Consider the following 24,077-nt stretch of genomic DNA (forward strand, 5'->3'; position numbering starts at 1 on the left):
CTGATAGTCGGCTTAGAACCGCGCCACACCGAAACTGTTGGCCTGCAATGGCCGCACCTCGGCCTCGTGACAGATATCCAGCAAGTAACCCAGCAACGTCCGGGTATCGCGCGGGTCGATCAAACCATCGTCCCAGAGGTTGGCGCTGCCATAGAGCGCCGTGGACTGGCTGTCGAGTTTCTGCGCGGTGACCTGTTCCAGCATGTCGAGCATTTTCGGATCGGGCACCAGGCCGTCCTTGGCCTGTTTGGCCTCGGTGACGATGCGCAGCACCTTGCCCGCTTGCGCGCCGCCCATCACTGCTGTGCGGCTGTTGGGCCAGGCGAAGATGAATCGCGGGTCGAGGCCGCGGCCGCACATTGCATAGTTGCCGGCGCCATAGGAGCCACCGACGACGATGGTCAGTTTCGGCACGCGGGCGTTGGCCACCGCTTGAATCATCTTCGCGCCGTGCTTGATCACGCCTTGTTGTTCCGACTCGGTGCCGACCATGAACCCGGTGGTGTTGTGGAAAAACAGCAACGGCGTCTGGCTCTGATCGCACAGCTGGATGAACTGAGCGGCCTTGCTCGCGCCTTTTGGCGTGATGGGGCCGTTGTTGCCGATGAAGCCGCAGGCGCGCCCCTGAATTTTCAGGTGACCGCAGACGGTCTGCTGATCGAACTCGCCCTTGAATTCAAGAAAGTTCGAAGCGTCGGCGAGACGGGCGATGATTTCGCGTACGTCGTAGGGTTTTTTCGGGTCATCCGGGATCAGGCCCAGCAGTTCGTCGATGGGGTAGAGCGGCTCCTCCCAGCGACGTTCGGGGAGTCGGGGCAACTGCTCGTTCCACGGCAGCAGGCTGACAATCTCGCGTACCTGGCGCACACCGTCGGCATCGTTTTCAGCCAGGTATTCGGCGGTACCGGCGGTTTGTGCGTGCATCTCGGCGCCGCCCAACTCTTCATCGGTGGCGACTTCGCCGGTGGCGGCCTTGAGCAGTGGCGGGCCGGCGAGAAACAGCTTGGCCTTGCCGCGCACCACCACTACGTAATCCGACAAGCCCGGCTGATAGGCACCGCCCGCCGTGGCCGAACCGTGGACCACGGTGACCTGCGGCAAGCCCATGGCCGACATCCGCGCCTGATTGGCAAAGCTGCGCGCGCCTTCGACGAAAATTTCCGCCGCGTAATTGAGGTTGGCGCCGCCACTTTCGGCGAGGGTGATCACCGGCAGTTTGTTTTCCATGGCGATCTGTTGCAGGCGCAGGGATTTTTTCAAACCGCTGGGGGAAATGGTCCCGCCCTTGATTGCGCTGTTGTTCGCCACCACCAGCACGCGCACGCCGCAGACATAGCCGATGCCGGCGATCAAGCCGCCACCGGCGGAGCTGCCGTCCTTATCGTCGTGCAGCTTGTAGCCGGCCAGGCTCGCCAGTTCGAGAAACGGCGCACCGGGGTCCAGCAGCAGGTTGAGGCGCTCGCGGGGTAACAACTGACCGCGTTTTTCGAACCTGGGTTTGGCTTCGGCAGCCTTGTTCAGCAAGTTCTGTTCGAGCGCGCGCACTTGTTCGATGGCGCCAAGCATCGCCGCACGGTTGCGGGCGAACTGCTCGCTGTGGGGATCGAGTTGCGACTGAATCACCGGCATGGGTTATTCCTTGTCCTTCAACACGTCTGGTATGTAGGCGCGGTGGAAGCCGTTGTACGACTCGCTGTTGGTAGCCTTGTGGATAGGCCAGGCGCGCCCGCCGAGACTGGCGGCACCGTCGATGCGCAAGGTGCTGCCGCTGACGAACGCCGCTGCCGGGCTGAGCAGGAAAACAATCGCCGCGCTGACCTCCGATTCGGTGCCGATGCGCTTGAGTGGTACGTGTTCGCGCAAGGTCGGAATCACCGCCTTGAAGGCGCCTTCGTAGGTGTCCATGCCGCTGGAGGCAATCCAGCCCGGCGCCACGGCGTTGACCCGCACTCCGGCATGGCCCCATTCGTACGCGGCGGTCTTGGTCAGGTTGTCCATGCCCGAACGCGCCGCGCCGGAGTGACCCATGCCGGGCATGCCCCCCCACATGTCGGCGAGCATGTTGACGATGGCGCCGCCGTGCTTGCTCATGGACTGGTTGAACACTTCCCGGGCCATCAGGAACCCGCCCACCAGATTGGTGCGCATCACGGTTTCGAAACCCTTCTGATTGATCGAGGCCAAGGGTGACGGATACTGCCCGCCCGCATTGTTGACCAGGCCATGAATGGGGCCATGCTTGCGGATCAATTCGCTGACCAGGTGCTGCACCGGTTCTTCCTCGCGGATGTCGCACACCGCCCAATCGGCCGTGCCGCCGTCTTCGGCAATCTCTGCGGCAACGGTTTTGAGCTTGTCGGCCTTGCGCCCGACCAGCAGCACATGGGCGCCGAGGGCTGCCAGTTCATGGGCGGTGCAGCGGCCAATGCCACTGCCACCACCGGTGACGATGATGTTTTGGCCGGCAAACAGATCGGCTCTGAAAATCGAATCGTAGGTCATGGCGGCGATCCTCTAGTTGAACTGGTCGGCGATGCGTTGCGGCACCGGGATCTGGATTTCCAGCAGTTGCTGGGCGAAGGCTTTGCCTTGCGGATCGATCCGCAGGCTGGCGACACCGCCGCCGCCGAGGGCGTTTTCCAGCAGGAAATTCAGGCTGTGGCTGGCGGGCAAGTACCAGCGTTCAACCCGTCCGTGGATTGGATCGAGGACGTGGCCCATCCAGTCGACGATCACTTCAGGGGTCAACGCTTCGGCGATCCATGGCAGGAATTCGGGCTCGCGGGCCATGACGCCGATGTTGCTGTGGTTGCCCTTGTCGCCAGAACGGGCAACCGCCAGTTTGACCAGGGCCACGCTGGCGTCGGCCAGGCCATTCGGTTTCGGTGGCGCGAGCAGGGCTGGCAGGTCCAGCGGGTCGAGCACATCGAGCGCGGGCAGGGCACACGGGTGGCGCTGACCCATGAAATCAATGTCCAGCGTGCAGGCGGTTTTGTCGATCAGGAATGAGAACAGCCGGATCAGCGGATACACCGTCGGCCGGCCACCGACAATGCCGGTCAGCCCTGGCGCCATGCCGGTGGCGGCCTGGGCGATCTCCCGGGAGAACACGACCAATGCCTCCTTGTCCGGATGGCGCACCGCGAGTTTGATCACCACTTCGCGGCTGTCCTGACGCTGGCCATGGGGGCCATAGGTGGCCTCGCTGCCCAGCAACTCGACATTCACCTCGCTGTACGGTGCCCAGCCGCGTTGGCGGAACATTTCCGAGGTCTTGTTGATGATCGCCGCGCTGACTCGTCGCGCCTTGTCGACGGCATCGATGCCGGCAATCAGGCAACTGGCGGTGCAGCGAAAACCATCGGGGTACGTGGCGCTGACCTTGTATTGAGCCGTCGGCGGCAGGCCTTTGGCGCCGTGCACCTGTACCGCGTTCCGGCCTTGTTGCAGCAGTTTGACCTGAGTGAAATCGCACACCACGTCGGGCAACAGATAGGCGCGCGGGTCACCGATTTCGTACAGCATCTGTTCGCCCACCGTCAGCGGCGTGACCAGCCCGCCGGTGCCTTCGGGTTTGCTGACGATGAACTGGCTGTCGGCGCTGACTTCGACGATGGGAAAACCAATGTGTTCGTAGTCGGGCACGTCGCGCCAATCGGTGAAGTTGCCGCCCGTGCACTGCGCGCCGCATTCGATGATGTGCCCGGCCAGCGCCGCCTGGGCGAGCTTGTCGTAGTCGTGCCACGACCAGCCGAACTCATGCACCAGCGCTGCGCTGACCACCGCACTGTCGACCACGCGCCCGGTGATCACGATGTCCGCGCCCAGACGCAGGGCTTCGACGATGCCGGGTGCGCCGAGGTAGGCATTGGTCGAGACGCACATCGGTGGCAGTGGCGCGCCGCTGAACATTTCATGAATGCCCAGGCTGCCCAGTTGTTTGAATTGCGGTTGCAGGTCATCACCCAGCAGCACGGCGATCTTCAAGGCCACCCCGGCCTTGTCGCAGGCCGCTTGCAGGGCGGCGGCGCAGGCCTGGGGATTAACGCCCCCGGCATTACTGACGACCCGGATGTTGCGCTGCGCGAGCTGCGGCAGCAAGGGGGCGAGCACTTCGATGAAGTCGCCCGCATAGCCGGCCTGGGGATCTTTCATCCGCGCGCCGGCCATGATCGACAGGGTGATTTCGGCCAGGTAATCGAAGACCAGATAGTCCAGATGCCCGTGTTCCACGAGTTGCGCGGCAGCGGTCGAGGTATCGCCCCAGAAGGCGCTGGCGCAACCGATGCGAATTGTTTTGGGCGCAGTCCATTCCATAGCCACCTCCAGCCGAAGTGCGTTGACATTACCAAGCAAGCGCTTGGTTTGTAAATGACTTGATTTTCTTCTGCCCAAGCGCTTGCTTGGTGCCATCCGTCAGCTTAAATTGCCGGCGCAACTCCGGTGTTTTCGGGGGATCGGCGTTATTGATAGATCGACTGTAGGAGAGAACGGGTGGACGAGCAAAAAGCCCTGAGGGTCATGCGCGAATTGGTCAACGACGGCCAATTGACCGACCCGGACAGCGCCCGTGGCAAGCTGCTGCAAGTGGCGGCCCACCTGTTCCGCAATAAAGGCTATGAACGCACGACCGTGCGCGATCTGGCCGGCGCCGTGGGCATTCAGTCCGGGAGCATTTTCCACCACTTCAAAAGCAAGGACGAAATCCTGCGCGCCGTGATGGAAGAAACCATTCGCTACAACACCGCGCTGATGCGTGCGGCCATCGCCGACGCCGGCAATGTTCGCGAGCGGGTGCTGGCGCTGATCCGCTGTGAATTGCAGTCGATCATGGGTGGCAGCGGCGAGGCCATGGCGGTGCTGGTCTACGAATGGCGCTCGCTGTCCGAAGAGGGCCAGGCCAGGGTCCTGGCGCTGCGCGATATCTATGAAGACATCTGGCTGCAAGTACTGGGCGAAGCCAAGGCCGCCGGGTTTATCCGCGGCGATGTGTTCATCACGCGGCGGTTCCTGACCGGCGCATTGTCATGGACCACCACCTGGTTTCGCGCCGGGGGCAGCATGACCCTCGATCAGTTGGCCGATGAGGCGTTGATTCTGGTGCTGGAAGACCGGTAATAAAGTGGTGTTGGCCAACTTTAAACTGGCTAACTGGACGAAACCGCCTAGCTTGATAGCATTGATGCCGTTTTATTGGGGAGTGGGGTTATTTTGATGGGTTCGCCAATTCGAAAAGCCTCGCGGCTTTTGCTGGCAATGCTTGCAGCGTCAGCGATGGTGCCGTCCCAGGCTGCACAACTGGTGCGCATTGGTGCCGCGCACTTTCCTCCCTACACCGTGCGCCCGGAATCCGGGATCGATACCGGGTTGCTGCCGCAACTGGTCGAGGCGATGAACGCATCGCAAAGCGACTACCAGTTTGTCCTGGTGCCCACTTCCATTCCCCGGCGCTTCGGTGACTTCAAGCAGGGCCGGGTCGACATGGCCATCTTCGAAAACCCGGCCTGGGGTTGGAAAGACATTCCCCATACCGCCGTCGACATGGGGCTGGAGGACGCCGAGATTTTTGTCGCGCAACGCCTGCCCGATCGGCAGCAGAGCTATTTCGCCGACCTGGGCGGCAAGCGTCTGGCACTGTTCAGCGGCTATCACTACGAGTTCGCCAACTTCAATGCCGATCCCAAGTACCTGGAGAAAAACTACAACGCCACGCTGACCTATTCCCATGACAGCAATCTGCTGATGGTGTTGCGCGGCCGGGCCGACATTGCCCTGGTCACGCGTTCGTACCTGAGCGACTACTTCCTGCGCAATGAAAAAGTTGCCAGCGAGTTGCTGGCGTCCCAACGCATCGATCAGGTCTATCACCATTACGCCATCCTGCGCCCGACGGCTCCCATCAGCGGCGAGGCATTCGCCAGGGTGCTGCAAGGCTTGCGGGACAACGGCCAGATGCTGAAGATTTTCGATCCGTACAAGATTGCGCTTGTGCCGGTCCCGCACAACGAACCGGCACCACAAGTCGCCAATTGATGGTCTTTTCCTAAATTTCCCGCTGTGGCTGACGTCACCTCGTTGAACTGTCGACGATTATCGTGAGCCCGACCCATGTCCAATCTGAATGACCTGACTGCCCTGTGTCTGCCGACAGGCAGTCGTCTTGCCGCTGATGAAACGCAAAGCCACCTGAGCCTCAGCCTGGAAGGGCAACCATTGCTCACCCTGCGGTTGATTCGTGGCCCCGAGTTGCACGTGCAATTGCCAGAGCGTTCAAGTTGCCCTGAAGGGCAAGCGTTGTGGGCGGCCTGTTACTGGCTGTTCGCTCGCAACCCCGACTGTCAGCGCCTGATCTGGCAACTGCAGGAAGTGCCGAACGAAGCCGTGTCCAGCGGCTTGCTGATTGCGACCCCCATCAGCGGCCAGTATCACTGCGAGCGCACCTTGTTCTGGCAGTTGCCGCAGCCGTGGCTGAGGCATTCCCTGACCGGCAGCTACCCACAGCAAATGGTCATCACCGACGGCAAACGTCATCCTCGACGACCGGTGAAACCCCGGGGTGAAGTGTATCGACGCTTCGATGCGCGGCTGGGGGCCTGGGTTTCCCTGCGCACTCTGGACATCGAGCAGGACCTGGCACGCTTCAACCGATGGCAGAACAGCCCGCGCGTCGCGAGTTTCTGGCAGGAGGAGGGCAGCCTCGAACAGCATCGCCAATATCTGAGCAAACTTGAGGCTGACCCGCACGCCCTGACCTTGATCGGGTGTTTCGACGATCGGCCGTTCGCTTACTTCGAAGCCTACTGGGTCAAGGAAGATCGCATCGCACCGTTCTATGAGGCCAACGATTACGACCGTGGCATTCACATGCTGGTGGGCGAAGAAAATCATCGCGGTCCGCACAAGGTGGCGAGCTGGTTATCGGCGCTGGTGCATTACCTGTTTCTCGATGATCCGCGCACGCAACGCGTGGTTGCCGAGCCGCGTGCCGATAACGCGAAGATGATCGGGTATATGCAGGACCAATGCTTTCACTGCGAGAAAGAGTTCGACTTCCCGCACAAACGCGCGGCCTTGATGGTGTTGGGGCGGGAGCGGTTTTTTGATCGGTGCCGGTTGGCCTGATGTTCAAGGCTCAAGTGCTTCTTTTATCTTGAGTCCGCTTTCGCGAGCAAGCCCGCTCCCACAGGTTCCTGCGAACACAGGTCAAATGTGGGAGCGCGAAGGGCGCGACACGGATTTCAGCTCTTAATGCCGAGCAGCCGCATCCCCACGCTTGCCCGACACCTTGCGGCAGTGCACCAGCGCATCACGGATCATGAAGTTCACCAGGGTCGGCGAGACGCCGAGTTCCCTGGCGATGTCTTTTTGCGGTACGCCGTGCAGGCGATACATCTCGAAGGCGTAGCGGGTGCGGCTCGGCAACTCGGTCAACGCATCGGCGATGTGCTCCAGCGTCGAGAAATTGATGTGCGACGTTTCCGGTGACGCTCCCTGGATCACCACATTCAGTCCTTCCTCTTCAGGACCGGAATATTTCTGCTCCAGCGCCTGCTTGCGGTAATGGTCGATCGCCAGGTTGCGCACGATCTGGAACAGATAGCTGAGCTGAGCCTTGATCGAACTGGTGATGGGTGGGGCCGATTGCAGCCGGAAGAATGCGTCCTGCACAACATCTTCGGCACGCGAGCGGCAACCGGTAATTCTGGCGGCGATCTTCACCAGAATCAGTCGATTGTCGACGAATGCCTGAAGTAGAGGTGTATCGCACCTGCTTGTGGATACTGGTTCCATCATGGAAATCACCCTGCTGCCAAAAGGTTAGTGGGGCGGCGAATGAATCGGGGGGGCCGTCCTACACATCGAGCGACAAACTAGGCTTAATGATAATGATTGTCAAATGAGAAAAATAATTAATGCTTTAAAAAATGCAGAGTGAGCACTGCGACAAGCTGACCTGCTTCAGTGCGCTTGGTGGTCCAGCCGGCACCTAATTATTTCAAGACGTCATCCGTTCTCCTTGGTGAATGACACAGCGCAATCCTCATAACCCTGTAGGAGCGAGCTCGCTCGCGATGGTCGTCAACGATCACGCGTAAAACCAGATGCCCAGCGGCGTCCTTGGGTTTTTCGCGAGCAAGCTCGCTCCTACAGCCGAAATCAGGCAGGAAACCTCATGACCGACGCGTTCGAACTCCCCAGCACAATGGTCCAAGCCCTTCAGCGCCGCGCGGCTCTGACGCCGGATCGGGTGGCCTTGCGCTTTCTCGCCGAGACCCCGGATCAGGCTGTGGTGCTCAGTTATCGCGAGCTGGATCAGCGGGCGCGGACGATTGCCGGCGCGTTGCAGGCTCAGGCGGATTTCGGTGACCGCGCCGTGCTGCTGTTTCCCAGTGGCCCTGATTACGTCGCGGCGTTCTTCGGTTGCCTGTACGCGGGCGTGATCGCGGTGCCGGCCTACCCGCCGGAATCGACACGGCGTCATCATCAGGAACGCCTGTTGTCGATCATCAGCGATGCCCAGCCGCGCTTGCTGCTGACCAGCGCCGGGTTGCGCGATGCGTTACAGCAAATCGACGGGGCGCCGCCGATGCTGTGTGTCGATTCCCTCGACGCTGCGCTGGCCGAGCGCTGGGTCGCGGCGGACTTGCAGGACGATCACATCGCCTTCCTGCAATACACCTCCGGCTCTACCGCGCTGCCCAAAGGCGTGCAAGTCAGCCACGGCAATCTGGTGGCCAACGAATTGCTGATTCGCCACGGTTTCGGCATTGATCTGAACCCCGACGACGTGATCGTCAGCTGGCTGCCGCTGTACCACGACATGGGCCTGATCGGTGGCCTGCTGCAGCCGATTTTCAGTGGCGTGCCTTGCGTGTTGATGTCGCCGGCGTACTTCCTCGGCCGGCCGTTGCGCTGGTTGGAGGCGATCAGCGAATACGGCGGCACCATCAGCGGCGGGCCGGATTTTGCCTATCGCTTGTGCAGCGAGCGGGTCAGTGAGTCAGCCCTGGAACGGCTCGACCTGAGTGGTTGGCGCGTGGCGTACTCCGGTTCCGAACCGATTCGCCTCGACACGCTGGAACGCTTCGCCGGGAAGTTCGCGACCTGCGGCTTCACCGCAGACAGTTTCATGGCTTCCTACGGTCTGGCCGAAGCCACATTGTTCGTAGCCGGCACACCGCGCGGCCAAGGCATCGGCAACCTGCGGGTAGACGATCAGGCTCTGGCACAAAACCGTGTCGAAGCGGGCGAGGGCAGCCCGATCATGAGTTGTGGTGTCAGCCAACCGGGTCACGCCGTGCTGATCATCGAGCCTGTCTCGCTCAACGAACAGGCCGACAACGCCGTCGGTGAAATCTGGGCCAGCGGGCCGAGCATCGCCCTCGGTTACTGGCGCAATCCCGAGGCATCCGCCAGGACCTTCGTCCGGCACGCCGGCCAGACTTGGCTGCGAACCGGTGACCTGGGTTTCATGCGCAACGGTGAACTGTTCATCACCGGCCGCCTGAAGGACATGCTGATCGTGCGTGGGCACAACCTGTACCCGCAGGACATCGAGCAGGCTGTCGAACGCGAAGTGGAAGTGGTGCGCAAAGGCCGGGTTGCCGCCTTCGCCGTCACGGTTGATGGTCAGGAAGGCATCGGCATCGGCATCGCCGCCGAAATCAGCCGCAGCGTGCAGAAAATCCTGCCGCCCGAATCCTTGATCAAAGCCATTCGCCAGGCCGTCGCCGAGGCGTATCAGGAAGCACCGAGCGTGGTGGTGCTGCTCAATCCGGGCGCGCTGCCCAAGACATCCAGCGGCAAATTGCAACGCTCGGCGTGCCGCAGTCGCCTGGCGGACAGCAGCCTCGACAGCTACGCGGTGTTCCCGTCGGCCACCACCGAAAGTGCAGGCCCGATCGAGTCGGGCTCCGGGCTGCAAAGCCTGATCGGTCGCCTCTGGTGCGAGCAGTTGCAGGTCGGGCAGGTGGGCGCCGACGATCATTTCTTCCTGCTTGGCGGCAACTCCATTGCCGCGACGCAAGTCGTGGCGCGTCTGCGTGAAGAGCTGGGGCTGGAGTTGAGCCTGCGCCTGCTGTTCGAAGCGCCGACGCTCGGTGCATTCGCCGAAGCGGTGGCCCGCCAGCAACAGGACGGAGGCCTGGCCCAGGGCGCGATCACTGCGCTGTCGCGCCAGCAACCGATGCCGCAATCCCTGGCACAAAACCGCCTGTGGATCACCTGGCAACTGGAACCCCACAGCAGCGCCTACAACATTCCCGGTGCCTTGCGCCTGCGCGGTGAACTGGATGAGGACGCCTTGCGCACCAGTTTCCAGCAGTTGATCGAGCGCCACGAATCCCTGCGCACGCGATTCTTCGAGCGTGATGGCGTGGCGTTGCAACAGGTCGACCCGGCCGCCGGGTTCAATCTGCAAATGATCGACATCAGCGACCTGCCGGCTGCCGAGCGTGAAGCCCGGGCGCTGCAAATCCGTGAGGACCAGGCGCGTACCCGGTTCGATCTGGAAAAAGGTCCGCTGCTGTGGGTGACACTCGTACGCCTCGACGACGAAGATCACCAATTGCTGGTGACCCTGCACCACATCATTGCGGACGGCTGGTCGCTGAATGTACTGATCGACGAGTTCTCGCGCCTGTATGCGGCGGCCTCCCAGGGGCAGCACACGCAGTTAGCGCCATTGCCGACGCAGTACGCCGATTACGGCAGCTGGCAGCGTCAATGGCTGGCGCAAGGGGAGGGCGAGCGGCAACTGGCTTACTGGAAAACGCAGTTGGGCGACGAACACCCGACCTTGTCCCTGGCCACCGACCATCCCCGTTCGGCACAACAACTGCGCAGTGCTGCGCGCCACACGGTGCGCCTGGAGGCGCCCCTCAGCGAAGCCATCCGCCAGACCGCCCAAGCCCATGAGTCCACGTCGTTCATGCTGCTGCTCGCAGCATTTCAGGGCCTGTTGCACCGCTACAGCGGCCAGCGTGAAATCCGTATCGGCGTACCCAATGCCAACCGCCCGCGCCTGGAAACCCAAGGGCTGATGGGCTTCTTCATCAATACCCAAGTGCTGCGTGCCGAGGTGGACTCACGCCAGCCATTCGCTGAGTTGCTGGCGCAAACCCGGCGCGCCGCATTGGGCGCCCAGGCCCATCAGGACCTGCCATTCGAGCAACTGCTGGAGGCTTTCCCGCAGGCCCGCGAGCAGGGCCTGTTCCAGGTCATGTTCAATCATCAGCAACGGGACCTGAGTGCCTTGCGCCGCCTGCCGGGGCTGTTGGCCGAAGAGCTGCCGTGGCATAGCCCAGAAGCCAAGTTCGATTTGCAGTTGCACAGCGAAGAAGACCGCAACGGTCGCCTGACCTTGTCGTTCGACTACGCCAGCGAGTTGTTCGACGCCGCGACCATCGAGTGCCTGGCCGAGCATTTCAGCAATCTGTTGCGGGCTGTCTGCGAGCAACCGGACATCGCCATCGGCGACCTGCCACTGTTGACGGCTGCCGAGCACCGTCAGCAATCGGGCTGGGCCACCGCAGTGTGCGCACCCGCCAGCCAATGGCTGCCTGAATGGCTCAACGAGCAGGCGCACCGAGCGCCGCAACGCACCGCGCTGGTGTGGGACGGCGGTAGCCTGGACTTCGCCGAACTGCACACCCGGGCCAACCGTTTGGCTCATTACCTGCGCGACAAAGGCGTTGGCCCGGACGTCTGTGTGGCCATCGCCTGCGAGCGTTCGCCGCAAATGCTGATCGGCCTGCTGGCGATCATCAAGGCGGGTGGTGCCTATGTGCCGCTGGATGCGGATTACCCGGCCGAACGCCTGGCCTACATGCTCAACGACAGCGGCGTCGAGTTGCTGCTGACCCAGACCCAATTGCTTGATCGTCTGCCAGCCACCGAGGGTGTCAGCGTAATAGCCATGGACGCGCTCCATCTGGAGAACTGGCCTAGCCATGCGCCGGGCCTGCATCTGCATGGCGACAACCTCGCCTACGTGATTTACACCTCCGGTTCCACCGGCCAGCCCAAAGGCGTCGGCAACACCCACGCGGCACTGGCCGAGCGCTTGCAATGGATGCAGCAAACCTATCGCCTGAACGAAACCGATGTGCTGATGCAAAAGGCACCGATCAGTTTTGACGTGTCGGTGTGGGAATGCTTCTGGCCACTGATTACCGGTGCGCGCTTGTTGATCGCTGGCCCCGGTGAACACCGCGATCCGCATCGCATCGCGCAGCTTGTTAAAGAGCATGGCGTGACCACGCTGCACTTCGTGCCGCCGTTGCTTTCGCTGTTCATCGAGGAACCGTTGAGCGCTGAATGCACCAGCCTGCGCCGCGTGTTCTCCGGGGGCGAAGCGTTGCCCGCTGAACTGCGCAATCGCGTGCTGGAACAGTTGCCGGCAGTGCAACTGCACAACCGCTACGGCCCCACCGAAACCGCAATCAACGTGACCCATTGGCACTGCTCCCGCGCTGATGGCGAGCGTTCGCCGATTGGCCGTCCGCTGGGTAACGTCGTCTGCCGTGTACTCGACAACGATCTCAATCCGGTTCCGGCTGGCGTGCCGGGTGAGCTGTGCATCAGCGGCGTGGGTTTGGCCCGTGGTTATCTCGGTCGTCCGGCGTTGACCGCTGAACGCTTCGTGGTCGATCCCTTGGGCGAGCCGGGCGCACGCCTGTACCGCACCGGCGACCGTGCACGCTGGACGGCCGATGGCGTGATTGAATACCTCGGCCGTCTCGATCAGCAGGTCAAACTGCGCGGGTTCCGGGTCGAGCCACAGGAAATCGAAGCACGGCTGCTGGCCCAGGTCGGCGTTGCGCAAGCCGTGGTGCTGGTGCGCGAAACCGTGGCCGGTGCACAGCTGATCGGTTACTACACCGCTGCGGACAGTGCCGGGGACGAAGCCGATCAAACCGCGTACCTGAAAAGCGCTTTGGCCGCCGAGCTGCCGGAGTACATGGTCCCGGCGCAACTGATGCGCCTGCGGGAAATGCCCCTCGGCCCGAGCGGCAAACTCGACCGTCGCGCCTTGCCGGAACCACAGTGGCAGGTGCGCGAGCACGTTGAACCAGTGACTGAACTGGAACGACAAATCGCCGGTATCTGGCGCGAGGTGCTGGGCTTGGCACAGGTCGGCCTGCACGATGATTTCTTTGCCTTGGGCGGTCACTCGCTGCTGGCCACGCAAATCATCTCCCGTACCCGTCAGGCCTGCGACGTCGAGTTGCCGCTGCGGGTGCTGTTCGAACACAGTGAACTGGGTGCATTTGCCGAACAGGTTCGCTTGATCCAGGCCAGCGGCAGCACCAACGAACAGCCACCCATCGAGAAAGTCGACCGCCGCCAGGCGGTACCGCTGTCCTATTCCCAGCAGCGCATGTGGTTCCTCTGGCAGATGGAGCCGGACAGCCCGGCCTACAACGTCGGTGGCATGGCACGACTGCGCGGTGTGCTCGATGTCGCGCGTTTCGAAGCCGCATTGCAAGCCCTGATCCTGCGTCACGAAACCCTGCGCACCACGTTCCCGAGCATCGACGGTGTCGCCCGTCAACTCGTGCACACGGAAGCCGGCGTGCGCATGGCGTGGAAGGATTTCACCGCGCTGGATGCCGACGGTCGCGAGTGGCAGGTCCAGCAACTGGCCGACGATGAAGCGCACCAGCCGTTCGATCTGGAAACCGGACCGCTGTTGCGCGCCTGTCTGGTCAAGACCGCCGAACAAGAACACTACTTCGTACTGACCTTGCACCACATCGTCACCGAAGGCTGGGCGATGGACATCTTTGCCCGGGAACTCAGCGCACTCTACGAAGCCTTTGTCGACGACCGCGAGTCGCCGCTCGCGCCGTTGCCGGTGCAGTACCTGGACTACAGCGTGTGGCAGCGTCAGTGGCTGGAGTCCGGCGAGCGCCAGCGCCAGCTCGATTACTGGACCACGCAACTGGGCCGCGAACATCCGCTGCTGGAGTTGCCGGCCGACCGCCCGCGTCCGCCGGTGCAAAGCCATCAGGGTGAGTTGTACCGTTTCGATTTGAGCGACGACCTCGCGGCACGGGTCCGTGCCTTCAATGCACAACATGGCCTGACGTTGTTCATGACCATGACTGCCACCCTGGCTACGCTGCTGTACCGCTACAGCGGTCAGAGCGATCTGCGCATCGGCGCGCCAGTCGCCAACCGCATTCGTCCGGAAAGCGAAGGGCTGATCGGCGCATTCCTCAACACCCAGGTGCTGCGTTGCCGGCTCGACGGGCAGATGTCTGTCGGCGAACTGTTCGAGCAGGTGCGCCATACGGTGATCGAGGGCCAGTCCCATCAGGACTTGCCTTTCGATCATCTGGTGGAAGCCTTGCAACCGCCACGTAGCGCGGCCTACAACCCGTTGTTCCAGGTGATGTGCAACGTGCAGCGCTGGGAGTTCCAGCAAAGCCGCACCCTGGCCGGCATGACGGTCGAGTACCTGGCCAACGATGCCCGCGCGACCAAGTTCGACCTCAACCTGGAAGTCACCGACCTCGACCATCGCCTCGGTTGCTGCCTGACCTACAGCACCGATCTGTTCGACGAACCGCGCATCGCCCGCATGGCCGGGCATTGGTGCAATCTGCTGGAGGCGCTGATTGCCGATCCGCAACAACGCTTGAGCGAGCTGCCGCTGCTGACGAGCGGCGAACAACAACGTCTGCTCGACAGCCTCGGTGTCGAGGCGGGCGAACATCGGCTGGATCAGTGCATCCATCACCTGTTCGCCGAGCAAGCCTCGATGCGCCAGGACGCTCCGGCCCTGACTTTCGCCGGGCAGACCCTGAGCTACGCCGAGCTCGACAGCCGCTCCAATCGCCTGGCCTGGATGCTGCTCGAGCGTGGCGTCGGACCGCAGGTGCGTGTGGGGCTGGCACTGGAGCGCTCGCTGGAGATGGTTGTCGGCTTGCTGGCGATCCTCAAGGCCGGCGGCGCCTATGTGCCGCTGGACCCGGAATACCCGCTGGACCGCTTGCATTACATGATCGAAGACAGCGGCCTCGGTTTGCTGCTCAGCGATGCGGCGATGTTCAAGGCCCTGGGCGAGCTGCCAGCGACCGTTGGCCGCTGGTGTCTTGAAGAGGACGCCGTGGCACTGTCCAACTACCCGGCCACCGGGCTGCCGCTGATCAGCCTGCCGCAGCATCAGGCCTACCTGATCTACACCTCGGGCTCGACCGGTAAACCGAAAGGCGTGGTGGTGTCCCACGGCGAAATCGCCATGCACTGTCGCGCCGTGATCGAGCATTTCGGCATGCGCCCCGATGACTGCGAACTGCACTTTTATTCGATCAACTTCGACGCCGCGACCGAGCGATTGCTGGTGCCGCTGCTCAGTGGCGCGCAAGTCGTGTTGCGCGCTCAAGGGCAGTGGGACGCGGAAGAAATCTGTGGCCTGATCCGTCGTCATCACATCAACGTCCTCGGTTTCACGCCGAGCTACGGCAGTCAGTTGGCGCAATGGCTGGCGACCCAGGACCAGACTTTGCCGGTGCGCATGATCATCACTGGAGGCGAAGCGCTGACCGGTGAGCACCTGGCGCGCATTCGCGCAGCGTTCAAGCCGAGTCTGTTCTTCAACGCCTACGGTCCGACCGAAACCGTGGTCATGCCGCTGGCCAGCCTGGCGCCTGAAGTGTTGGAAGAGGGCGTCGGCAGCGTGCCGATCGGCAGTGTGATCGGCGACCGCGTGGCCTACATTCTCGACGCCGATCTGGCGTTGGTGCCGCAAGGCGCGACCGGCGAGTTGTACGTTGGTGGCGCTGGTCTGGCCCAGGGTTATCACCAGCGTCCGGGCATGACCGCGGAGCGCTTCGTGGCTGATCCGTTTGTCGCCGGCGGCGGGCGCATCTACCGCACCGGCGATCTGGTGCGTCAGCGCGCTGATGGCCTGGTGGAATACCTTGGCCGGATCGACCATCAGGTGAAGATTCGCGGATTCCGCATAGAATTGGGTGAAATCGAAACCCGTTTGCTGGAGCACGAGTCGATTCGTGAAGCGGTGGTGCTGGCCCTGGATGCACCGAGCGGCAAGCAACTGGTGGGTTACCTCGCCACTGACGTCGCCGAACAGAGCGAAGCGCAACACGCCGCATTGCGCGAAGCGCTCAAGGCACACTTGAAGTCGCACCTGCCGGATTACATGGTGCCCACGCACCTGATCCTGCTGGCGAGCATGCCGTTGACCGCCAACGGCAAACTCGACCGCCGTGCGCTCCCGGCGCCGGACCCGGAGTCGGGTCGCCAACATTACGTGGCGCCCGTCAACGAGCTTGAAGTCACGCTGGCGCAGATCTGGTGCGAAGTGCTGAACGTCGCTCAGGTTGGCCTCAACGACAACTTCTTCGAGTTGGGCGGTGACTCGATTCTATCGATCCAGGTGGTCAGCCGGGCGCGCCAGCAGGGCATCCACTTCAGCCCTCGCGACCTGTTCCAGCATCAGACCGTGCAGACTCTCGCCGCCGTGGCCACCTGCAGCGAGCAGGTCAGCGCCGAGCAGGGCTTGATCATGGGCGAGTCGCGACTGACGCCGATCCAGCACTGGTTCTTCGACACCGACATCCCGCAGCGCCAGCACTGGAACCAGGCGTTGTTGCTGCAGCCGACTGTCGCCCTGGAACCTCATCGTCTTGAGCAAGCACTGCTGGCGGTGATCGAACAGCACGACGCCCTGCGCCTGCGTTTCAGCAAGGTTACCGGCCAATGGCAGGCCACACACCAGCCGATTTCCGATGCGCCGGTGCTGTGGCAGGTGCGCGTTGCGTCCATGGACAAATGCGCCGCCTTGTTCGCCGATGCCCAGCGCAGCCTCGACCTTGAAGAGGGGCCGTTGCTGCGCGTGTTGCTGGTCGATGGCCCTGAAGGCCAGCAACGCTTGTTTATCGCCATTCACCACTTGGTGGTGGACGGTGTGTCGTGGCGGGTGCTGCTGGATGACTTGCAGACCGTGTATCGCCAACTGGACGCCCGGCAGTCGGTGAAACTGCCGGCGAAAACCAGCGCCTTCAAGGACTGGGCCGCACGCTTGCAGGCCTACGCGGGTAGCGAATCCCTACGCGAAGAACTGGCTTGGTGGCAGGCGCATCTGGCCGGGCCAGGTGCAGATCTGCCCTGCGATCACCCCAATGGCGGACGGCAGAACCGTCATGCGCAAACCGTCAGCGTGCGCCTCGACAGCGAGCACACGCGGCAGTTGCTGCAACAGGCGCCGAGCGCCTATCGCACCCAGGTCAACGACTTGCTGTTGACCGCTTTGGCTCGCGTGCTGTGCCGCTGGAGCGGTCAGTCATCGGCGCTGATTCAACTGGAAGGCCACGGCCGCGAAGCGCTGTTCGACGAGATCGACCTGACCCGTACCGTAGGCTGGTTCACCAGCGCCTATCCGCTGCGCCTGACGCCGTCGAACATCGAAGAAGCCGCCGGTCAGGGCGCGTCGATCAAGGCGATCAAGGAGCAATTGCGCGCCGTGCCGCACAAGGGCCTGGGTTATGGCGTGCTGCGTTACCTCGCCGATGAGCAGAGCCGCCACCGCATGACGGCGTTGCCGCAGGCGCCGATCACCTTCAACTACCTCGGCCAGTTCGACCAGAGCTTCGGTGCCGATGCGCTGTTCCGTCCACTGGATGAAGCCATCGGTGCGGCCCACGATGCCAATGCCCCGCTGCCCAACGAGCTGAGCGTCGACGGTCAGGTGTATGGCGGTGAGTTGGTACTGCGCTGGACCTTCAGCGCCGAACGATTCGATCCGTCAACCATCGGCGAGCTGGCCGATGCCTACCTTGGTGAGTTGAGCAGCCTGATCGAGCATTGCCTGCGCGACGACGCGGGTGGCCTGACGCCGTCGGACTTCCCGCTGGCGCAGCTCAATCAGACGCAACTGGATGCGCTGCCGGTCCCGGCCGCCGAAATTGAAGACGTCTACCCGTTGACCCCCATGCAGGAAGGCATGCTCTTGCACACCTTGCTGGAGCCGGGCACCGGCCTGTACTACATGCAGGACCGCTACCGCATCAACAGCGAACTCGATCCGCAGCGTTTTGCCCAGGCCTGGCAAGCGGTGATCGCCCGCCACGAAGCGTTGCGTGCCTCATTCTGCTGGAACGTCGGCAAAAATATGCTGCAAGTGATTCACAAACCGGGCAGCACGCCGATCGAATACCTCGACTGGAGTGACATCGCGCAAGCGGAGCAAGAGCCGAAGCTGCAAACCTTGCTCAAGACCGAACGCGAGGCCGGGTTCGACCTGCTCAACCAGGCACCGTTCCACTTGCGCCTGATCCGGGTCGGCGCGGCGCGCTACTGGTTCATGATGAGCAACCACCACATCCTCATCGATGCCTGGTGCCGTTCGCTGCTGATGAATGACTTCTTCGAGATCTACAGCGCCCTCGGCGAAGACCGGGAAGCGCAGCTTGGGCTTGTGTCGCGTTATCGCGACTACATCGGCTGGCTGCAGCATCAGAACCTCGCCGAAGCGCGGCAGTGGTGGAAAACCAGCCTGCAGGGTTTCGAACGCACCACACCGATCCCGAGCGACCGGCCGTTCCTGCGCGAACATGCCGGCGACAGCGGCGGCATGATCGTCGGCGACCGCTACACAAGGCTCGATGCCCGTGACGGCGTGCAATTGCGTGAACTGGCCCAGGCCCATCAGTTGACCATCAACACCTTCGCCCAGGCGGCGTGGGCGCTGGTGCTGCGGCGCTTGAGCGGTGATCGCGACGTGCTGTTCGGTGTCACTGTGGCCGGGCGTCCGGTGGACATGCCGCAGATGCAGCGCACCGTCGGCCTGTTCATCAACAGCATCGCGCTGCGGGTAAAAATGCCCGAGGACGGCCAGCGTTGCAGCGTGCGCCAGTGGCTTAGCGGTCTGCTCGACAACAACATGCAACTGCGTGAATACGAATACCTGCCGCTGGTGAACATCCAGGAACAGAGCGAACTGCCCAAAGGCCAGCCTCTGTTCGACAGCCTGTTCGTGTTCGAAAACGCCCCGGTGGAAGTCTCGGTGCTGGACCGCGCGCAGAGCCTCAACGCGACCTCGGATTCGGGTCGCACGCACACCAACTTCCCGCTGACGGCGGTGTGCTATCCGGGTGATGACCTGGGCTTGCATCTGTCCTACGACCAGCGCTATTTCGATGAGACCACGGTCGAACGCATGCTCGGTGAGTTCAAGCGTTTGCTGCTGGCATTGATGGACGGGTTCCATGGCGACATGGCCGACTTGCCGTTGCTGGGGGCCGAGGAGCAGGACTTCCTCATCCATGGCTGCAACCAGAGCGAACACGAGTACCCGCTGGAGCAGAGCTACGTTTCATTGTTCGAAAGCCAGGTCGCCCGGCACCCGCAGCGCATTGCCGCCAGCTGTATTGACCGGCAGTACAGCTACCTCGAACTGAACCAGCGCAGTAACCGTCTGGGTCATGCGTTGATCGCCGCAGGTGTCGGGTGCGATCAACCGGTGGCGTTGCTGGCCGAACGCAACCTCGATTTGCTGGGCATGATCATCGGCAGCTTCAAGGCCGGTGCGGGTTACTTGCCGCTGGACCCGGGGCTGCCGAGCCAGCGTCTGAGCCGGATCATCGAATTGAGTCGCACGCCTTTGCTGGTGTGCACGCAAGCGTGCCGTGAACAGGCGCAGACCCTGCTCGACGAGTTCGCCTGCGCCAATCGGCCACGGCTGCTGGTCTGGGAGGAAGTTCAGGCCCTCGCGCTGTCGGCGGATAACCCTGGCCTGTACAGCGCCCCGGACAATCTGGCCTATGTGATCTATACCTCTGGCTCCACCGGTTTGCCGAAGGGCGTGATGGTCGAACAGCGCGGCATGCTCAACAATCAGTTGAGCAAGGTGCCGTACCTGAACCTGAGCGACGCCGATGTGATCGCCCAGACGGCGTCGCAAAGCTTCGACATTTCCGTGTGGCAGTTCCTCGCCGCGCCGTTGTTCGGCGCACGGGTGGACATTGTGCCGAACGCCATTGCCCACGATCCGCAAGGCTTGTTGGCCCATGTGCAGAGCCAGGGCATTACTGTGCTGGAGAGCGTGCCGTCGCTGATCCATGGCATGCTCGCCCAGGAGCGCATGAGCCTCGACGGCTTGCGCTGGATGCTGCCAACCGGTGAGGCGATGCCACCGGAACTGGCGCATCAATGGCTGTTGCGCTATCCGCAGATCGGTCTGGTGAATGCCTACGGTCCGGCTGAGTGCTCGGACGACGTGGCGTTCTTCCGCGTTGACATGGCTTCGACTCGCGGCAGCTACCTGCCGATCGGCACGCCGACCGACAACAACCATCTGTACCTGCTCGATGGAGCGCTGGAACTGGTGCCGCTGGGCGCGGTGGGTGAATTGTGCGTGGCGGGCACCGGGGTCGGCCGCGGTTATGTCAGCGATCCGCTGCGCACCGCACCGGTGTTTGTGCCGAACCCGTTCGGTGCCCCTGGCGAGCGTTTGTATCGAACTGGCGACCTGGCACGCCGTCGCAGCGACGGTGTTCTGGAATACGTCGGTCGCATCGACCATCAGGTGAAGATTCGCGGTTACCGCATCGAGTTGGGTGAAATCGAGGCTCGCCTGCATGAGCAACCGGAAGTCCGCGATGCGGCGGTGGGTGTGCAGGAAGGGGCGAACGGCAAGCATCTGGTGGGCTACCTGGTGGCTGTCGATTCAGCGCTCGATCCTGCCAAATGCCTGGAGCACATCAAGCAACGCCTGCGTGCCGAGCTACCGGAATACATGGTGCCGCTGCATTGGTTGTGGCTGGACAAACTGCCGCTCAACGCCAACGGCAAACTGGATCGCAAGGCGTTGCCGGCGCTGGAAATCGGCCAGATGCAAAGCCAGGCCTATCAGGCGCCGCGCAATGAACTTGAGCAGACCCTGGCGGATATTTGGGCAGAGGTGTTGAAGGTCGAGCGAGTGGGTATTCACGACAACTTCTTCGAGCTCGGCGGACACTCATTGCTGGCCACGCAAATCGCTTCGCGGGTGCAGAAAACCCTGCAACGGGACGTGCCGCTGCGGGCGATGTTCGAGTGCAGCACGGTGGAGGAACTGGCCGGGCATATAGCCGGGCTGGCGGCGAGTGAGATCACCGAGGAGAAAGTGGATCGCTTGAATGACTTGATGGCCGAATTGGAGGGGCTTTGATTCTCTAGCGTCTATAGAGGCCTTCTCGCGGGCAGGCCAGCTCCCACAAGGATTTGCAGTGGCTACAGATTTTGTGAGCGACAAAAATCCGATGTGGGAGATTCTATGGTTGAGGGGAAACCCTCAACTGACTTTTGGCTGGTATTCGCTTTGCCCCTTCAGCAGGGCGCTACAACCTTTTCGACGCTCATCGAGTTATCTGTGCAACCGCTGGATGAAGTTCGGCCTCTCCCTCCAAATGGATCATTCCCATTTCCAGCGCTTTGATCAGTGCCAGCCAGCGCGAGCTGACGCCGAATTTTCGGCGGATATTGCAAAAGTGATAGTTCACTCCTGCCTCAGAGCAATTGAGGATCCGCCCGATCTCCCAGGACGATTTGCCAATGGCACACCACTTCAGGATTTCCTGCTCTTTGGCAGAGAGGTTCGGCGGGATTTGAGCTGTATCCGCATAGCTGTGGGGCTTGGCAGGTAGCGTCCCGGGTTGGAATTGGGTTGGGCTCGCAGTGTACATGGCTGGTCTCCCGGGGTAGGGGCGCCCCGGAGGGCAGTGAGTAACTCCAGGAGTCTTTTATAGCGCGATTCAGCGTCGTTGGAACCTGTAAGAAATAACAGGTCGGTGCGCTTTTTTCGTAGGCTGGTTGCGGGTGTAAGTGGAGGGGAGTGTGTGCTGACTGAGTGGATAGTGTTTTGTCTTGTTTTTAGTTGAGAATTAAAATTTTTTATTGTGTTGGGTGCGAATTGAAAAAAGTTGCGATGAAACTGTTGTCAGTAAGTTGATGCTGATGGAGGGATAAGTGTTAAGTTGGTGAAAAGTAAAGGATTTACGCGAGCTGGAAGTGATTTGTATGGTGTCCTAGCAGTTCTGTTAGTGTGCTGGCAGATTTTTTTATGGATTAATACAGGTGCGGAGTGTTTTTATGGAAAACACTGTGATTGTAAAATTACTTCTGGTGGAGATGGTAAATGAATAAGCCATGTTTCGATGAGTCAGTTCTTTCCTTGGATTTCGATGAGTCACATCTTTCCTATAAAGTTGAATATGAGTCAAGAAACACTATCGGGCTGTCGTGGGAGAAGCGCGAAGGTGTAGTAAAGTATCTTCTTACTTCCGCAAACGGGAACCCAGGTGGAACAGTTTATGAAGGGCCAGATACTGCATTTACTCACTCTTCGCTTAAGTCAAATACCGAATATTCTTATTTTCTCAGCGGAGAAAGTGCCGGTGGGAAGTCGACTAAGCCGATCTTGATCCACGCACGTACGGCCGTTAGAGAAGTTCCGGTTGCACCAACATTTTTTGAAGCATTTGGTCAAACGCCCACAGAAGTATCTTTTTATTGGGATGCAGGGGTAGTAGATGGTGGCCAGCCTGGTTATGAAATACGACGAGACGGGGTTTTGCTCGATACGCCTTCACGCCCCCCCTATACAGATAAAAATCCTCAGCAGGGAAAGGACCATGTTTACTGCATACGTACCTTTGATGATGAGTTTTATTTTTCTGAGCCTCATTGTATAACCGTCCCCATCAAGGACGAAACCGCACCCACAGCCCCTACGAATTTGCGTACCAGCAATCTAGGCCTGATATTGAGTTGGGAGGAGTCGTACGACAGTTCCGGTGATATTACTTATACAATTGATCAGGGCCAGGGTACTCAATTGGGGACGACAAAGGAAACGGAGTTTGCCATTACCGGATTGCAACCGGGGCAGCGATATGAATTTGGAGTGACGGCCTCCGATAAAACCGGTCATAAGTCGGAGAGGGTGACCATTCAATATCCGGCACTGGGTGTTTCCCTTCAGAGGAAATAGTCGTTTCCCTGTGTCGCTGACTATGTGTGCATAAAAAAGTCCCGATGCCTTGCATCGGGACTTTTTTATGTGCGTAGCACAGGCTTCATCACGAGAGGATTTTCCGGGTGGCACTCACCCATGTGATCTGTCCATTTCAGCCTGACTTCCGTAAACGGCCGACTGACTGTTTCGTCAACACAGGCTGCCAACACCCTATCCCTTATCCGTTGCCACCGGCCATGCGCACGCTTACGGTTCCGTTTTCCACATCCTGATGACTCCCTACGTCCTGAAAATACGGTTTTAGACAGCTGGGTCTGGCCAGTCATTTCAAAAAAATGATTCCTGCAAACGATAGGAAATGACTGCATTTCTGTTTCAGGGGTGCGGGATAAATCCTACAGATACTGCAGATTGTTCTTGCATACCGGTCCTACAGAAAGCGCGAAGATGTGCGCCGTTCAAACGCAACGACTCATTTCGTCATTGCTTGATCAACAACCCAGTGCCGGACTTTCGTCAGCTTGGCTGAAGCTTGCACTATTACTTAGATGTTCTAAAAGATGGTGAATTTAATGTTCAAGAAAATTGCGATGTCTTCTTCTGTGCTTGCCCTGGCTTTTGCTTCTTCCGCTGCACTGGCTGTTCCTCAGACTCACGATATCCAGGTGATTGCTGACGTGCCGAGCACCGATTTTTATGTGCAGCCAGTAGATCACGGCACTGTTACTCAGCCGCAGCGCCTGGTATGGAATGACACTACTTCTGAACTGGAAGGCATCAGCCGTGATTTCAAGGCAAAAAGTGCTGCTGTCGGTGGGACTGGTAACCCGGCCATCAAGGCAACGTTGCTGGATCCGGTTGGCATGACCTCCGGTGGAGAGACTATCGATTTGCAGGTTCGTTTTAATAATATTGCATTGGTAAAAGATACTGCCGTAGATGTTGTTAATGCTGATGCTGCAGTGACTGAAATCATTGCGCCTATGCAAATTACCCCGGTCAAACCAGGCGCTGGCTATAAAGAAGGTAACTACGCCGGTATCGTTCGTGTGATGTTCGACGCGCCATAACGTTTGCTGGTTAAGTTCCAGCT

Annotated in this window: 11 protein-coding genes; 6 read left to right on the forward strand and 5 right to left on the reverse strand. The window is 60.8% G+C overall.

All coding sequences use genetic code 11. The features are described 5' to 3' along the window. Positions 1-12 precede the first annotated feature (12 nt). Genes atuC through ACCD00_RS09020 form a run of 3 tightly spaced genes read right to left on the reverse strand, consistent with a single transcriptional unit; the run spans position 13 to position 4,317 of the window. Positions 13-1,629, reverse strand: coding sequence for a geranyl-CoA carboxylase subunit beta (gene atuC, locus ACCD00_RS09010; protein WP_413423737.1), 1,617 nt, complete (start codon positions 1,627-1,629; stop codon positions 13-15). A gap of 3 nt (positions 1,630-1,632) precedes the next feature. Then, positions 1,633-2,502, reverse strand: a complete 870-nt coding sequence (locus ACCD00_RS09015) for an SDR family oxidoreductase (protein ID WP_008020381.1) — start codon at positions 2,500-2,502, stop codon at positions 1,633-1,635. Positions 2,503-2,514: 12 nt separating this feature from the next. Continuing rightward, positions 2,515-4,317 (reverse strand): acyclic terpene utilization AtuA family protein, encoded by a 1,803-nt coding sequence (locus tag ACCD00_RS09020; protein ID WP_413423739.1) that lies wholly within the window; start codon positions 4,315-4,317, stop codon positions 2,515-2,517. 177 nt (positions 4,318-4,494) lie between these two features. Here ACCD00_RS09020 and ACCD00_RS09025 point away from each other — a divergent pair, with 177 nt between their 5' ends. The 3 genes from ACCD00_RS09025 (at position 4,495) to ACCD00_RS09035 (ending at position 7,122) form a co-directional block, all read left to right on the forward strand. Continuing rightward, on the forward strand, positions 4,495-5,118 hold the full coding sequence (locus tag ACCD00_RS09025) for a TetR/AcrR family transcriptional regulator (protein WP_413423741.1): 624 nt from the start codon (positions 4,495-4,497) through the stop codon (positions 5,116-5,118). A 96-nt stretch (positions 5,119-5,214) separates the two neighbouring features. Continuing rightward, the gene (locus tag ACCD00_RS09030) at positions 5,215-6,033 is read left to right on the forward strand and encodes a substrate-binding periplasmic protein (protein ID WP_413423743.1); all 819 of its coding nucleotides are present in this window, start codon (positions 5,215-5,217) and stop codon (positions 6,031-6,033) included. A gap of 75 nt (positions 6,034-6,108) precedes the next feature. Continuing rightward, a complete protein-coding gene (locus tag ACCD00_RS09035; RefSeq protein ID WP_413423745.1) occupies positions 6,109-7,122 on the forward strand; it encodes a GNAT family N-acetyltransferase in 1,014 nt (337 codons plus the stop codon). A 123-nt stretch (positions 7,123-7,245) separates the two neighbouring features. On the opposite strand, the gene ACCD00_RS09040 is transcribed toward ACCD00_RS09035, so the two are convergent. Continuing rightward, positions 7,246-7,794 (reverse strand): RNA polymerase factor sigma-70, encoded by a 549-nt coding sequence (locus tag ACCD00_RS09040; protein WP_116264816.1) that lies wholly within the window; start codon positions 7,792-7,794, stop codon positions 7,246-7,248. 379 nt (positions 7,795-8,173) lie between these two features. Between ACCD00_RS09040 and ACCD00_RS09045 the strand changes: the two genes are divergently transcribed. After that, positions 8,174-21,178, forward strand: coding sequence for a non-ribosomal peptide synthetase (locus tag ACCD00_RS09045; protein ID WP_413423747.1), 13,005 nt, complete (start codon positions 8,174-8,176; stop codon positions 21,176-21,178). 187 nt (positions 21,179-21,365) lie between these two features. Here ACCD00_RS09045 and ACCD00_RS09050 read toward each other — a convergent pair whose 3' ends face one another. After that, positions 21,366-21,692, reverse strand: a complete 327-nt coding sequence (locus ACCD00_RS09050; RefSeq protein ID WP_413423749.1) for a helix-turn-helix transcriptional regulator — start codon at positions 21,690-21,692, stop codon at positions 21,366-21,368. A 452-nt stretch (positions 21,693-22,144) separates the two neighbouring features. Between ACCD00_RS09050 and ACCD00_RS09055 the strand changes: the two genes are divergently transcribed. Together ACCD00_RS09055 and ACCD00_RS09060 are read left to right on the forward strand one after the other, a co-directional pair. Beyond that, positions 22,145-22,999, forward strand: a complete 855-nt coding sequence (locus tag ACCD00_RS09055) for a fibronectin type III domain-containing protein (protein ID WP_413423751.1) — start codon at positions 22,145-22,147, stop codon at positions 22,997-22,999. A gap of 557 nt (positions 23,000-23,556) precedes the next feature. Continuing rightward, positions 23,557-24,054, forward strand: a complete 498-nt coding sequence (locus tag ACCD00_RS09060; protein ID WP_413423753.1) for a CS1 type fimbrial major subunit — start codon at positions 23,557-23,559, stop codon at positions 24,052-24,054. The last annotated feature ends 23 nt before the right edge of the window (positions 24,055-24,077 follow it).

Source organism: Pseudomonas sp. Pseusp3 (genome assembly GCF_047304225.1).
Lineage (GTDB): Bacteria > Pseudomonadota > Gammaproteobacteria > Pseudomonadales > Pseudomonadaceae > Aquipseudomonas > Aquipseudomonas fluorescens_CD.